This is a genomic window from Myxococcus sp. CA005, assembly GCF_006518205.1.
GTDB classification, from domain to species: domain Bacteria; phylum Myxococcota; class Myxococcia; order Myxococcales; family Myxococcaceae; genus Myxococcus; species Myxococcus xanthus.
Genome location: NZ_SRLV01000073.1, coordinates 14,405 through 26,525, shown reverse-complemented (window position 1 = coordinate 26,525; position 12,121 = coordinate 14,405). Strand labels below are relative to the sequence as shown.

The 12,121-nt window shown below is 69.2% G+C and carries 14 protein-coding genes; 8 read left to right on the top strand and 6 right to left on the bottom strand.

Annotated elements, in window-relative coordinates:
• The first annotated feature begins 43 nt into the window (after positions 1-43).
• Positions 44-1,054, top strand: a complete 1,011-nt coding sequence (locus FMQ63_RS27075; RefSeq protein ID WP_011550447.1) for an aldo/keto reductase — start codon at positions 44-46, stop codon at positions 1,052-1,054.
• Between the two features lie 27 nt (positions 1,055-1,081).
• Here FMQ63_RS27075 and FMQ63_RS27070 read toward each other — a convergent pair whose 3' ends face one another.
• The gene (locus FMQ63_RS27070; protein WP_011550446.1) at positions 1,082-1,870 is read right to left on the bottom strand and encodes a radical SAM protein; all 789 of its coding nucleotides are present in this window, start codon (positions 1,868-1,870) and stop codon (positions 1,082-1,084) included.
• 53 nt (positions 1,871-1,923) lie between these two features.
• Between FMQ63_RS27070 and FMQ63_RS27065 the strand changes: the two genes are divergently transcribed.
• Genes FMQ63_RS27065 through FMQ63_RS27055 form a run of 3 tightly spaced genes read left to right on the top strand, consistent with a single transcriptional unit; the run spans position 1,924 to position 5,263 of the window.
• Positions 1,924-3,231, top strand: a complete 1,308-nt coding sequence (locus tag FMQ63_RS27065; protein ID WP_011550445.1) for an asparagine synthase C-terminal domain-containing protein — start codon at positions 1,924-1,926, stop codon at positions 3,229-3,231.
• Positions 3,216-4,409 (top strand): glycosyltransferase, encoded by a 1,194-nt coding sequence (locus FMQ63_RS27060; RefSeq protein ID WP_011550444.1) that lies wholly within the window; start codon positions 3,216-3,218, stop codon positions 4,407-4,409. The genes FMQ63_RS27065 and FMQ63_RS27060 overlap by 16 nt, the downstream gene beginning before the upstream one ends.
• An 8-nt stretch (positions 4,410-4,417) precedes the next feature.
• The gene (locus FMQ63_RS27055) at positions 4,418-5,263 is read left to right on the top strand and encodes an ROK family protein (protein WP_216609276.1); all 846 of its coding nucleotides are present in this window, start codon (positions 4,418-4,420) and stop codon (positions 5,261-5,263) included.
• 18 nt (positions 5,264-5,281) lie between these two features.
• On the opposite strand, the gene FMQ63_RS27050 is transcribed toward FMQ63_RS27055, so the two are convergent.
• Together FMQ63_RS27050 and FMQ63_RS27045 are read right to left on the bottom strand one after the other, a co-directional pair.
• Positions 5,282-5,818, bottom strand: coding sequence for a pyridoxamine 5'-phosphate oxidase family protein (locus FMQ63_RS27050; protein ID WP_020477905.1), 537 nt, complete (start codon positions 5,816-5,818; stop codon positions 5,282-5,284).
• A gap of 307 nt (positions 5,819-6,125) precedes the next feature.
• Positions 6,126-6,392, bottom strand: a complete 267-nt coding sequence (locus tag FMQ63_RS27045; protein ID WP_020477906.1) for a DUF3892 domain-containing protein — start codon at positions 6,390-6,392, stop codon at positions 6,126-6,128.
• A gap of 95 nt (positions 6,393-6,487) precedes the next feature.
• On the opposite strand from FMQ63_RS27045, the gene FMQ63_RS27040 reads away from it, so the two are divergent.
• From FMQ63_RS27040 to FMQ63_RS27030, 3 genes are all read left to right on the top strand, one after another.
• Complete coding sequence (locus tag FMQ63_RS27040) at positions 6,488-7,462, top strand: HNH endonuclease (RefSeq protein WP_225909692.1); 975 nt, start codon at positions 6,488-6,490, stop codon at positions 7,460-7,462.
• Between the two features lie 107 nt (positions 7,463-7,569).
• Positions 7,570-8,463, top strand: coding sequence for a S1C family serine protease (locus FMQ63_RS27035; protein ID WP_026114290.1), 894 nt, complete (start codon positions 7,570-7,572; stop codon positions 8,461-8,463).
• Between the two features lie 12 nt (positions 8,464-8,475).
• Complete coding sequence (locus FMQ63_RS27030; protein ID WP_011550439.1) at positions 8,476-9,393, top strand: S1C family serine protease; 918 nt, start codon at positions 8,476-8,478, stop codon at positions 9,391-9,393.
• 1 nt (position 9,394) lies between these two features.
• On the opposite strand, the gene FMQ63_RS27025 is transcribed toward FMQ63_RS27030, so the two are convergent.
• Both FMQ63_RS27025 and FMQ63_RS27020 read right to left on the bottom strand, forming a co-directional pair.
• Positions 9,395-9,721: a hypothetical protein gene (locus FMQ63_RS27025; protein WP_228556504.1), complete on the bottom strand. Its 327-nt coding sequence runs from the start codon at positions 9,719-9,721 to the stop codon at positions 9,395-9,397.
• A gap of 44 nt (positions 9,722-9,765) precedes the next feature.
• The gene (locus FMQ63_RS27020) at positions 9,766-10,059 is read right to left on the bottom strand and encodes a UBP-type zinc finger domain-containing protein (RefSeq protein WP_011550437.1); all 294 of its coding nucleotides are present in this window, start codon (positions 10,057-10,059) and stop codon (positions 9,766-9,768) included.
• Between the two features lie 165 nt (positions 10,060-10,224).
• Between FMQ63_RS27020 and FMQ63_RS27015 the strand changes: the two genes are divergently transcribed.
• The gene (locus FMQ63_RS27015; protein ID WP_011550436.1) at positions 10,225-11,640 is read left to right on the top strand and encodes an MFS transporter; all 1,416 of its coding nucleotides are present in this window, start codon (positions 10,225-10,227) and stop codon (positions 11,638-11,640) included.
• A gap of 128 nt (positions 11,641-11,768) precedes the next feature.
• On the opposite strand, the gene FMQ63_RS27010 is transcribed toward FMQ63_RS27015, so the two are convergent.
• Complete coding sequence (locus FMQ63_RS27010; RefSeq protein ID WP_090490897.1) at positions 11,769-12,005, bottom strand: hypothetical protein; 237 nt, start codon at positions 12,003-12,005, stop codon at positions 11,769-11,771.
• Between the last annotated feature and the right edge of the window lie 116 nt (positions 12,006-12,121).

Here is a 12,121-nt window from a genome sequence, read left to right as displayed (position 1 = left end):
TCTCCAGTTAGAGGGGCGTCACCACGAGGAAGGAGCGAGGGACATGGAGACTCGGAAGCTGGGAAGGCAGGGCCCCACCGTTTCGGCGCTGGGCCTGGGCTGCATGGGGATGTCCGACTTCTACGCGGGCAGGGATGACGCGGAGTCGGAGGCCACGCTGCTGCACGCGCTGGAGCGGGGCATCACCTTCTTCGACACCGCCGACATGTACGGGTCGGGCGCCAACGAGACGTTGGTGGGCCGGGTGCTCAAGCCGCACCGGGCGAACATCGTGCTGGCAACGAAGTTCGGCATCGTCCGCGACCCCACGGACCCGCAGAAGCGCGGCATCAACGGGCGGCCGGAGTACGTGAGGCAAGCTTGCGAGGCCAGCCTGCGCCGGCTGGGCGTGGATGTCATCGACCTGTACTACCTGCACCGGCTGGACGTGCAGACGCCCATCGAGGACACGGTGGGCGCCATGGCGGAGCTGGTGCGCGAGGGCAAGGTGCGCTTCCTCGGCCTGTCGGAGGTGGACGCGGACACGCTGCGCCGGGCCTCGAAGGTGCATCCCATCACCGCGCTCCAGAGCGAGTACTCCCTGTGGAGCCGTGAGCCGGAAGACGGCGTGCTCCAGGCGTGCCGCGAGCTGGGCGTGGGCTTCGTTCCCTACAGCCCGCTGGGACGCGGCTTCCTCACGGGGCAAATCAAGCGCTTCGAGGACCTGGCGCAGGACGACTACCGCCGCTTCTCGCCTCGCTTCCAGGGGGAGAACTTCACGCGCAACCTGGAGCTCGTCGGCCACATCGAGCGGCTGGCGAAGGAGAAGGGATGCACTCCGGCGCAGCTCGCGCTCGCGTGGGTGCTGGCACAGGGGAAGGACCTGGTGCCCATCCCCGGCACCAAGCGCCGCAAGTACCTGGACGAGAACCTCGGCGCGCTGGAGGTGACGCTCACGGACCAGGACGTGGCCGCCATCAACGCCGTCGCGCCTCCGGGCGTCGCCGCGGGTGGGCGCTATCCTCCGTCCATGCAGTCCTCGCTGCCCAAGGCGTCCCAGCCGCGCGGCCAGTGAGATGAAGCGAGGCTGGGGGGTGCCCCTTCAGCTTCGAATACGAGGAAGCTGGGCGTGCGGCTGCCATGCGCCGTCGCCGCCCAGGCAGTAACGGCAGGTGGCCAATGGCGTCTCCCGTTCGAGGTAGCCGAGCATCTGACCCAGCAAGTCCGGCGTGTCGAGCGGCACGCCATCGACCTCGCCCAGCGCGGGCATCTCCGGGTACGTGCCCCCGAGCACCGTCGCCACGTGCGGTGGACGCGTGCAGGCGTAGAAGCGGCCCGCGTGGACCAGGTGACAGCGGACCTTCAACCAACAACGCGCGTGGATGCCTCGCACGGCGTCTTCGGAGTCGTGCGGCGCCGCCGGCGTGAGTTGCTGGAAGGCGTCGATTCGCTTCACCGTGAGGAAGACGCAGTGCTGCTCGCAGCGCTCGGTGATGCGGGCGATGGAGCGCTCCGGCAGCGGCGCGGAGGTGTAGACGGACAGGGTCATCCGATCCAGGCGCTCGTAGACCGCATCGGGGGCGCTCTGCGCGAGGAAGCCGTTGGTGGTGACGGACACCTGCGGGGAGATGCCCGAGGCGCGCACGGCGTCCAGCACCGCTGGCAGGTCGGGGTGGAGGAAGGGCTCGCCGCCAGTGAGCTTGAAGACGTTGGGCCGGAGGGCTCGGGCCAGTTGGCGCAAGTCCTTGCCCAGGGCAGCGGGGTCCACGGACCAGGCAGGCAGGTGCGGCGACAACGGGCAGCACTGCACGCAGCGCAGGTTGCAGTGCGTGGCGACATGCGTCTCCAGGGACCAGGTGAGGATGCGTCCGTCTTGGAGCTCGTAGCGCACGGCGGGACTATACGAGGTTGCCCGGGGCCCCTGGCGCTTGTCACAGTACCCGCGTGTCTCACGCTTCCGGCGGAATGCTCGCCACCCTGCCCCACTACCAGTCATTGGCGCGCCTGGCGCCGTCTGTGTGGCGGCTGAATCCCCCGGGGCTGGCACCGGAGGCCGTCGCTGCATTCCTGCGCCACGCGCTGCCTCCCGACGAAAGCGTTTTCCAGGGCGTGCGCCGGGTTCCGGGCGCATTGCCTCGCGTGCGTCGGAGCGAGGGGACTCCGGAGACACGTGAGGATGAAGACAGGCTGGCGGAACGGCTCGTGGCCGCGCTGGCGGACAGCGTGGGCAAACACCTGGCGGCGGGCGCGGTGGACGTGAGCCTGAGCGGCGGCGTGGACAGCGCCGCTTTGTGCGCCCTGGCCGCGCGGCAGGCGCCCGGGCGCGTGCGCGCCTGGACCATGGATGTCCACTTCGCGGATGCCACGGAGCGACGGAATGCCCGGACGGTGGCGAACACAGCCGGAGTCGAGTTGGTCGACGTGTCCGTTCCGGACGCGGTGCTGCCAGAGCTGTTCGAGCCCGCCGTCCTGAGCCAGGAGACGGCCATCCTCAACGCCCGCGCCGTGGCCAGCCATGCCTTCTACGCGGAGGCCCGAAGGCAGGGCGCCTCCACGTTGCTGAGCGGCGCGGGCGCGGATGAGGTGCTCATGGGCAACCCGGCGGCGTTCGCGGGTGCGGCGGCCCGTGTGACGGAGGACCGGCGCCTCGTGCATAAGGTGCTGCACCCAGGGCCTGTGGACAACTTGGGGGTGGATCTGCGGGTACTTCGCCTTCCCTGGGACGCGGAGCTGGCTTCCGGTGACGAGGATCACCCCGAAGAGGTCCGCTACGCGGCCTGGGTGCTGTGGGAGCTGGTGCTGCCTCCCGAGCTCCGGGGTGCGAGCGCACATGGCGTGAACGTGTGCACGCCCTACCTGGACGCGGACTTCGCTGACGTGGCGCTGGGACTCCCATTGGGCGTGCTCGCGCGGCACGGGGCCGGCAAGTGGCTCTTCCGGCATGCGGTGCGCACGCTGGTACCGGATGAGGTCCGGTTGGCCCGGAAGACACCGCGCTATGCGCACACCGCGCTCTCCAGCCCCGTTCGTGCGCGTTGGCTGGAGCTGTACCGGGAATGGCTCACACCGGCCCGGCTGGCGCCGTTGGAGTGCATCGACGCGGGCGCGACCCGGGCGCTACTGGAGCGCTACGCACGTCTGGCCGCCGACGCTCCCGAGGCGAGTGCCATGGACCGGCTGTTGATGCGGTTGTGCTCCCTCGCCATGCTCCACGCCCACGCCAGCGCCCGCCCCCCATGTCCCGAATCCTGATTGCCACCTCCCCCGAGAAGGGCCACCTCAACCCCATGGCCGGTGTCGCGCAGTGGATGCGCCGCATGGGCCACCACGTGGGCTGGCTGTGCATCCCCGAGCCCGCGCCGCAGCTCGAACGGCTGGGCGTGGAGGTGCTGACGTTGCCCCACGCCGAGGCGCCCGTGCCCGCCATCGAGACGGGAGGCGAGGCGCTCGCGCGGTTGGTGCTCGATGAAGCGGCGCTGGGGCAATGGATTCGCGGCCTGCTGATTGACGCCGTGCCCTCGCTGCTGGCGCCGGTGCGAGAGGCCGTCGAGCGCTTCCGTCCGGATGTCATGGCCCTGGACGGCATGCAGTACGCCGCCGTGCTGGCCGCCCATGCGTTGCGAATCCCCTGGGCGGGCGTGTCCTCCGCGCTGTCATTGCTGGAGCCGCCCATCGATTACGGCCTGCGCCGCAACGTGCGCGCGCTGGCCGATGAGCGACAGGCTCTGTTTTCCCGCCACGGCTTCGATGCCCGCTTCCGCAACTGTGAGTGCCTGTCACCGGACCTCAACGTCATCTTCGCCACCGAGGCCTTCCTGGGCTCCGACGCAGGACTGCCTCCCGCCACACACCTGGTCGGGCCGTCACAGCCTCCGGAGGCGCGCGGTGACGAGGTGGACTTCCCGTGGGAGCGGCTGGGCTCCAAGCCCGTGGTGTACGTGTCTTTCGGCAGCCAGATTTCGTGGCAACCCGATTTGTTTCAGACGATGACCGAGGCCGCCGCGCCCCTGGGCGTCACCGTGGTGCTCAGCGCGGGTGAGTTGGCTGATACAGATTTTGTTCACAGCCTTCCCGGGGACGTGGTCGCCGTGCCATACACACCTCAGCGACAACTGTTATCACGAGTCTCCGTGCTCGTGTCTCACGGCGGCGCCAACTCCGTCATGGAGGCGCTGACCGAAGGCGTTCCGATGCTGCTCCTGCCTGTCTGCAACGACCAGCCCATCCAGGCGCACTTCCTGGCGAAGTCGGGCGCGGGGCTCGTGCGGGCGCCGCGCTCGCTCTCCGTGGAGGACTGCCGCGAAGCGCTGCGACAACTGCTGGAGCCGGGCACGGTGCTGCGACAGCGGGTGGCCGGCATCGCCGCGTCCTACCAGGCGCGTGACGGCGCGAAGGACGCCGCTGAACGCATCCTCCGACTCGTGGCGTGAGTGATTGCATGCGTGATTGGGACGTGTGGCGTCTGGTGCTACCGGGTGTGTCGCCGCTGGAGGTGTGGAACCTGCCCGTGATGGGTCGCGAGCTGTGGGAGTTGCTCGGGGCGCCTCGCGTGGATGCGGACCGTCGCGCGGGGGTTCCCGAGCCGGCGCTCGCGGGCCGACTGGGCCCGGCGCTCGCGGTGGCGCTGTCCACGCTGGTGAAGCGGCACGCGGTGGATGCCGTGTGGCTCAGTGGCGGATTGGTGTGCCTGGAGGGCTTCGGTGCCATGCTCTCGAGTGTGTCCACCGCGCTCCCCTGCCCTGTGTACGTGGCGGAGCATCCACTCTTCGCTCCGGCCCTGGCGGGACTGCGCCTGCTGGCGCCGCTCGCGCCCGCGCATCCGGTGGCGCTCGACGTGGGGCAGACGGGCATCAAGTGCGTGAGCCCCACAGCGGCCCCGCGCATCTTCGAGCGCGACGCCGCGCTGTTGCCCCGGTACTTCATCGGCATGGCGCGGCCTCCGGACAGGCGACATGTGAAGGCGGCGGTGGCGTTCATCGCCAGTGCCCTGCGCGTGTTCTCGGCTCGGCTGCCCGATGCCTTGTGCCTCGCGCTGCCGTGTCCGCTGGACGCGTCGCTGGTCCCCGGGGGCTGCACCTACGGCTGGGAAGGCCACGAGTCGCTGGTGGCGGACATCCTCCAGGCGGCCATGGGGAACGAGGGCCGCGGGACCGCGCTGGTGCTCAATGACGCGGAGCTGGCCACGGAGGCCGCGCGGGGTGATTCGCGGCTGGCGAACCACTCGCGCGTGTTGTGTCTCACACTGGGCTTCGGGCCGGGTGGCGCGTTGCTGGAACGGCGGTAGCCGGGGGCTCGCCCAGGCTCAGTGCAGGTCCAACTCCTTCTTGGGCGCGATGTCGGGGCGCTGCTTCGTCACCAACGCCTTCGCGGTGCTGAAGAGCACCTTGAGCTTTCCGCCTGCCGGGTGGACGTATTCAGCGTGCTCGGGCGTGAAGCGCAACAGGGCGATGTCACCCTCATCCGGGCCCTGTGGGAACCAGGGCTTCCAGCCGGGCTCCCACAAGTCATGGATGGCCCTCCGGTCGCGGACGACTTCCGCCACACCCGACACGGAGAGATACGTGGCGCTGTCCTCCGACGCGTGGAAAGCGAGCGAGCAGTGCGGGTCCGACTCCAGGTCCTGCACTTTCTGCGTGTCCGCCCAGGTGGCGAACCAGAGCACGGTGCCGGACTTATGCTTCTTCGCCACCGCCATGGGCCGCGTGTGAAAGTGTCCGTCCGCACCCCGGGTGGTGAGGAGGGCGGTGTCATAGTCCTTCAGCAGTTCCTCGAACTCCCGGCGGTCTCCCTGGACGACACCCTGCGGCTGTCCCATCGTGCGCTCGCCTGTCTCTTCCATGAGGCTGACCTTTCGTTCGCCATCGTGAAGTTCCAGGAGAACGTAGGGACGCGCGGGCCAGGGGGAAGCAGCAGGACTGGAGTTGCGTGGACCGCTCCCTTGGCGGGTTGGTTGCCACAACAGGCAGCTGTCCGCAGCCAGATAGCAAACGTGAGAATCCGGTCTTCCGCCCTGCCTCTCCGACGCGGTCGTACACCGCGCTGTTCGGAAATGTCGGAACATTTGGGGTGCCCCCGACATTTCCGAACAGCAAGTTCCCAGCTCGCATCCCCCAGGGTCAACCCAGTCGATAAGGACTTCGACGCACTTAGAACCTTGGCAAGGACAGCAAGTTGTCGACCGTCGTGTTGTTCGGACTCGACCGCAGATACGGCGGATCTGCCCGAACAACCTCGACCTTCGACTCACTGTAACCAACCTGGACGCGGGCTTCGTTTCCTTGGTCAATCCAAGCAACGATTTGAGCCCGTGTGCTTGAGCCACTTTCGCTAGTGGCCCGATTCTCCCACTTCAAGTCCGTGATGTGCTCAAGCCTGTTGCCTCCCGACAGCCTCACCGCAGTGATGTAGATCATGTTGCTACCTCCTCATTGAGCAGCGGACGCGTTCCGTTGCTTGATGAAAGATGCATGGAGGCACGCGCCTTGTATGTACCTCGCCAGAGGTACCCGTGAGCCCTTGCATCCGCCCCGGACCTGGTAGCCTGGCGGGGTTGACGAACCAGGACCTCGACTGGCCCATCCGGGTCGCCGCCATGAACGCGCTGCAACACCTGGTGCGCCAGCATGGCGAGGTGCTGTCCTGGGACGTCATTGCACGAGGCTTCACGTACCAGGGCGAGACGCTGAACTTCGCCAACCGCGCACGCGGCATCTTCTGGCCTCGACACATGCGCGAGACGGCGCTGTCCATCAAGACGACCGTGCCTCGCCAGGGCCGAGAGGCGCGCTACGACGACCTCCGCTCGAACGAGGGATTCCAGTACCGGTTCCAGGGAACGGACGTTGCGTCTCGTGACAACCGGCGCCTCGTGCGCGGCATGGAATGGGATGTCCCGCTCATCTACTTCTACGGTATCGAGCCGGGCGCCTATCGGCCCATCTGGCCCGTCTACATCTCCGAGGCAAACCCAGCCGAGCTGAGCTTCACCGTCGTCTCCGCCGCACCGGATGCGGAGGTGCTGGCGCCGGGGCTCCACGCGGCGGACCCGAAGCTCTTGAACCTGGAGCGCCGCTACGCCACGGTCCAGATGAAGAAGCGGCTCCATCAAGCCGCCTTCCGTCAGCATGTGCTGCGAGCCTATTCGCAGCGGTGCGCGGTATGCCGGTTCCCCCGGCCGGAGCTGCTGGACGCGGCGCACATCCTCCCGGACCGGGACGAGCGTGGCAGGCCGGAAATCTCCAACGGCCTCTCGCTCTGCAAACTCCACCACGGGGCCTTCGACACGGACCTGCTGGGCATCCGCCCTGACGGCATCATCGAAATCGCGCCCCGGCTGCTCGCCGAGCGCGACGGCCCCACGCTGGAGTACGGGCTCAAGGGCTTCGCCGGAAAGGCGCTGAGCATCCTGCCGGAGGCTCCTGCCCACCGGCCGCGCCGTGAGTACCTGGAAGCGCGCTACGAGCGTTTCCGCATGACAGGCTGAACCAAAGACGAGGTGACCTCCCCGAATGGGGAGGTTCCCGACCTGACCGGTCCGCCGATGTGGCGCCTTTTCGAGGCCTTTACCTTGTGCCTCGAAAGGAACACACCATGTCCACCGGCCTCCTCCAGTCGCTGTCCCACTCCCTCGCCTCCATCGTCGAGCGCACCGCGCCTGGCATCGTCCGCGTGGAGACGCGGCGCAGGCGCGGCACCACCGGCATCGTCTGGGATGCCGAGGGCCACATCCTCACCACCAGCCAGGCCGTGGAGCACGAGGGCCGGCTCCCTATCGGCTTGCCGGATGGCCGCACCGTCTCCGCCGAGTTCGTCGGCCGCGACGCCAGCACCGACCTGGCCCTGCTCAAGGCCGAAGCCACCGGCCTCGCGCCGCTGACCTCCGCGCCGTTGGATGACGTGAAGGTCGGTCACCTCGTCATCGCCGTGGGCCGCCCTGGCCGCACGGCTCGCGCGACGCTCGGCATGGTCAGCACCCACGGCGAGGGCTGGCGCACCCATGCCGGAGGCCGCGTGGAGCGCTACCTGGAGACGGATGCCGACCTCCCGCCCGGCTTCTCCGGCGGCGCGCTGGTGGACACCGAGGGACGCCTTGTCGGTCTGCTCACCGCCGCCTTCTCTCGCACCGCCGCCGTCGTCATCGCCACGGACACGCTCACGCGCGTGATTGCATCGCTGAAGGAACACGGGGGCATCCGGCGTGGCTACCTGGGCGTGGGCGCCTACCCCGTGCGTCTGCCCCCACACCTGGGCACGGGGAACGAACACGGCCTCATCTGCCTCTCCGTGGACCCGAACGGCCCGGCGCATGACGCGGGTCTGCTGCTCGGAGACGTCCTGGTGAGTCTGGGAGGTCAGCCCCTCCACGGCGTGGAGGACCTGCTCGGAGCCCTGAGCGACGAGAAGGTGGGCACCACCCTCCAGGTCCGCGTGCTGCGCGCCGGAGAGGTTCGCGAAGTGCCCATCACCGTGGGCAAGCGCTCGTGAAGGGAGGCCACCGTGAAACTGCTGCAACACTTCTCGGATGATTTGGAGTCGCTGGTGGCGCGTGCCTCGCCCGCCGTCGTGGGCGTGGAGCACGCACGCGGCCACGGCACCGGCCTCTTCCTCACACCGGACGGCTACGTCCTCACCAACCGCCACGTGGTGGTGCGCGGCTCACGCAAGCTCACCGTCCAGCTCTCCAACGGAGAGGAACTGCGTGGCACCCTGGTGGGCAGCGACGCCCCCACCGACCTGGCCGTGGTCCGCGCGGAGGGCGGTGACTTCCCCACCCTGCCGCTCGCCGAGCCCGAGTCGGTGCGCGTGGGCCAGCTCGTCATGGCCATTGGCAACCCGTTCCACCTGGAACAGTCCGTGTCGCTGGGCGTGGTGAGCGCCATCAACCGCAGCATCAGCCTGCCCGACGGCGTCATGCTGGAGGGCATGCTCCAGACGGATGCCGCCATCAATCCGGGCAACTCCGGGGGGCCGCTGCTCAACATGCGAGGACAGGTGGTGGGCCTCAACACGCTGGTGTTGCCCTACGCGCAAGGTATCGGCTTCGCGGTGAGCGCCACCACGGCGGCGTGGATTGCCAGCCTGCTCATCCAACGCGGCAAGGTGGACCGGCGCTTCCTGGGCATCGCCGCGACGGCGGTGAGCCTGGACGCACGACTCACCCGGGAGAACGGCCAGTCCCGCGCGGTGAAGGTGCTCCGCGTGCAGGACGGGACACCTGCCCACGAGGCCGGACTCCAGGTGGATGACTTACTGCTGGCCATCAACCAGCGGCCGGTGAACAGCGTGGACGACCTCCAGCGGCTCATGGCGCTGGCCACGGAGGACGAGGTGACGCTGGACCTGCTGCGCAAGGGCGGTGGCCGCAAGACGGCCCAGGCACGGACGCGACCGCGCATGGAGCCCGTGGCCGCCTGACTCAGGCCACGCCGCCCGGCGTCCGCCCCTGCGCGTCCGGCATCTTCCCCTGGAGCAGCAGGTTGTCGCCCCGGCAGAGGCTCTTGTAGGACCACACGCAGAACGAGTCTCCAGGACGTGACTCCTGGAGATACTCGTCCAGCACGTCGGCATCGTCACAGATGAAGCGGTGCGGGGCGCGCGTCTCCCGGTAGAAGCGGTGCTCGATGATGAGCGGGCTCTTGTTCGCCAGCATCTCGCGCAGGCGGCTCAACGTGTCCGGGTCGGTGATGCGTGAGCCTTCGAGTGTCCACGCGTCCATGGTGCGGTGCCGCGCCTTTCTTCCCACGAGCTGAAACGGGCCCGGAGGATGATAGCGGATGACGGCCCACGTCATAGCCGCGCATCGTGCGATGGCGCCGGACGGTGCTCGGTGAAGAGTTCGTCCTCATAGCACCAGGCCCACTCCTCCCCCGGCTCGAAGGACTGGACGACGGGATGCGCCGACTGCTGGAAGTGCTTCGTCGCATGCCGGTTGGGCGAGGAATCACAACATCCCACATGGCCACAACTCAGGCAGCGACGCAGGTGCACCCAGCTTGCGCCCATGGCCAGACATTCCTCGCAGCCTCGCGAGCGCGGAGGCGGGTCTTCGGCCTGTCGGATGTGCTCGCAAATCGGCTCCATGTGACACCTCTCTGTGACTGGGGCGACCAGTGCCCTCTACAGCGTAGGCACTGGGTGCGAGGACCTTCAGTGAGCACCAGCCAGGATGGCGAGCCACTGGAGGCACGTCCCCACCCCGCAGCAGCGGATGGCACGCGCGGAGCCCCGGGCGCACGGTAGAGCCACATGCCCACCAACGCCCCCGACACCACCGTCGCCTATGACAGTCCTCGCGGCCGGGGTGTGCTGCTCGCCAGCGTGCTGGGCAGCGGCATGGCGTTCCTCGATTCCACCGCCGTCAACGTCGCCCTGCCCGCCATGGGCCGCGAGCTGCACACGGGCCTGTCCGGCCTCCAATGGGCCGTGGACGCGTACCTGCTCACGCTCGGCTCCCTGGTGCTCACCGGGGGCGCGCTCGGCGACGCGAAGGGCCAGCGACGCGTCTTCCTGCTGGGCATGCTCGCCTTCACCGTCACGTCAGTGCTGTGCGGCCTGGCGCCCAACACCTGGACGCTGGCCGCCTTCCGCGCGGCGCAGGGTGTGGGAGCCGCGCTGCTGGTGCCCGCGAGCCTCGCATTGCTGCGCACGTCGTTCCCGCCTCAGGACCGGCAACGCGCCGTGTCCGCCTGGGCCGGACTGTCCGGCGTCACCACGGCCGTGGGGCCGCTGCTGGGTGGGTGGCTCGTGGACGCAGGCTCATGGCGCTTCGTCTTCTTCCTCAACGTGCCCCTGGCCGCGCTCACCGCGTGGGCGGCGCTGCGCCACGTGCCGGACATCGCGCCGAAGACAGGGGCGCGCGGGTTGGACGTCGCGGGCTCGGTGACGGCGGCGCTCGGGCTGGGTGGCCTCATCTACGCGCTCATCGAAGGCCCCGCCCACGGCTGGCCCCTGGCGGCCATCGGCGCCGCGGCCGGAGGCGCCGTCCTGCTGGCCGCGTTCTTCGTCCTGGAGGCACGGCAGCGGGAGCCGATGCTTCCGCTCACCCTCTTCCACTCGCGCACCTTCTCCGGCGCGAACCTCACCACGCTCGTCGTGTACTTCGCGCTCGGAGGCGCCACCTTCCTGGTGGTGCTCGCCCTGCAGCAGCAGCTCGGCTATTCGGCGCTCGGCGCGGGAGCAGCGCTGCTCCCCATCACGCTGATGCTGCTTCTGTTTTCACCTTCGGTGGGGCGGCTCGCGGGGCACATCGGCGCACGTCCGTTGATGACGGCGGGGCCGCTGCTCGCGGGCGTGGGGCTGGCGCTCCTGACGCGCATCCAGCGCGGTGGTGACTACGTCAGCACCGTGCTGCCTGGCATCCTGGTGCTGGGACTGGGGCTGGCGCTCACCGTAGGCCCGCTCACGGCGGTGGTGCTCGGCGCCGTCGAGGACCGCTACGCGGGCATCGCCTCTGGCGTGAACAACGCCGTGGCCCGCCTCGCCGGCCTGCTCGCGGTGGCGCTGCTGCCGCTGCTGGGCGGCCTCGCTGGCGACACCGGCATGGACTTCCTGGTGGGCACACGGCGCGCGCTCTGGGTGTCCGCCGGCCTGTGCGCCGTGGGAGCGCTGTGCTCGCTGCTCACGATTCCACGCGAGGCCGGGCGCACGACCTCCGCGCAATAGGAGCACGGGACCAAGCGCACCGCGTGGGTCCAACAAGCGCTCATGACGTCGTCGCGGGATGGCGCCTCGGCCCCCGGCTGGCTTCTTCGCGGCCTTGCCGGCGTGCGGGCTGTCCCCAGGCCCGCATCTCAATGACGTCCGTGGTCGTCACTCAGCGGAGGTGCCTCGCGCGCCGGCTCGGTGCCCTTCTGAGCGCCGTAGCCGCCAATCCCCTTCTGGAGGATGCGGTCTTCGCCCACGTCTTCGTCCGTCACGTCGCCTCGCACCGGGCCTTTCTGGTGCCGCGCCTCGCGCTCCAGTTCTTCCGGGCGCGTCGTGTCCATCCGCTCGTCGCCCCGTACCGGACTGCCCTTGTTGTCGGCCATGGTCATTTCCCCTTTCAGAGGGAAAGGTCCGAACCGCCCTCGCACCGGACAAGGCACCTGCCATGGCGCCGTCGCCTGCCGCCCAAGCAGAAGGCCCCCGCCCCAGCAGGGACGAG

Coding starts and splice junctions, on each gene's coding strand:
- FMQ63_RS27055 (WP_216609276.1), top strand. CDS start 4,418: ATGCGTGATTGGGACGTGTGGCGTCTGGTGCTACCGGGTGTGTCGCCG.
- FMQ63_RS27075 (WP_011550447.1), top strand. CDS start 44: ATGGAGACTCGGAAGCTGGGAAGGCAGGGCCCCACCGTTTCGGCGCTG.
- FMQ63_RS27050 (WP_020477905.1), bottom strand. CDS start 5,818: ATGGAAGAGACAGGCGAGCGCACGATGGGACAGCCGCAGGGTGTCGTC.
- FMQ63_RS27045 (WP_020477906.1), bottom strand. CDS start 6,392: ATGATCTACATCACTGCGGTGAGGCTGTCGGGAGGCAACAGGCTTGAG.
- FMQ63_RS27010 (WP_090490897.1), bottom strand. CDS start 12,005: ATGGCCGACAACAAGGGCAGTCCGGTACGGGGCGACGAGCGGATGGAC.
- FMQ63_RS27015 (WP_011550436.1), top strand. CDS start 10,225: ATGCCCACCAACGCCCCCGACACCACCGTCGCCTATGACAGTCCTCGC.
- FMQ63_RS27020 (WP_011550437.1), bottom strand. CDS start 10,059: ATGGAGCCGATTTGCGAGCACATCCGACAGGCCGAAGACCCGCCTCCG.
- FMQ63_RS27035 (WP_026114290.1), top strand. CDS start 7,570: ATGTCCACCGGCCTCCTCCAGTCGCTGTCCCACTCCCTCGCCTCCATC.
- FMQ63_RS27060 (WP_011550444.1), top strand. CDS start 3,216: ATGTCCCGAATCCTGATTGCCACCTCCCCCGAGAAGGGCCACCTCAAC.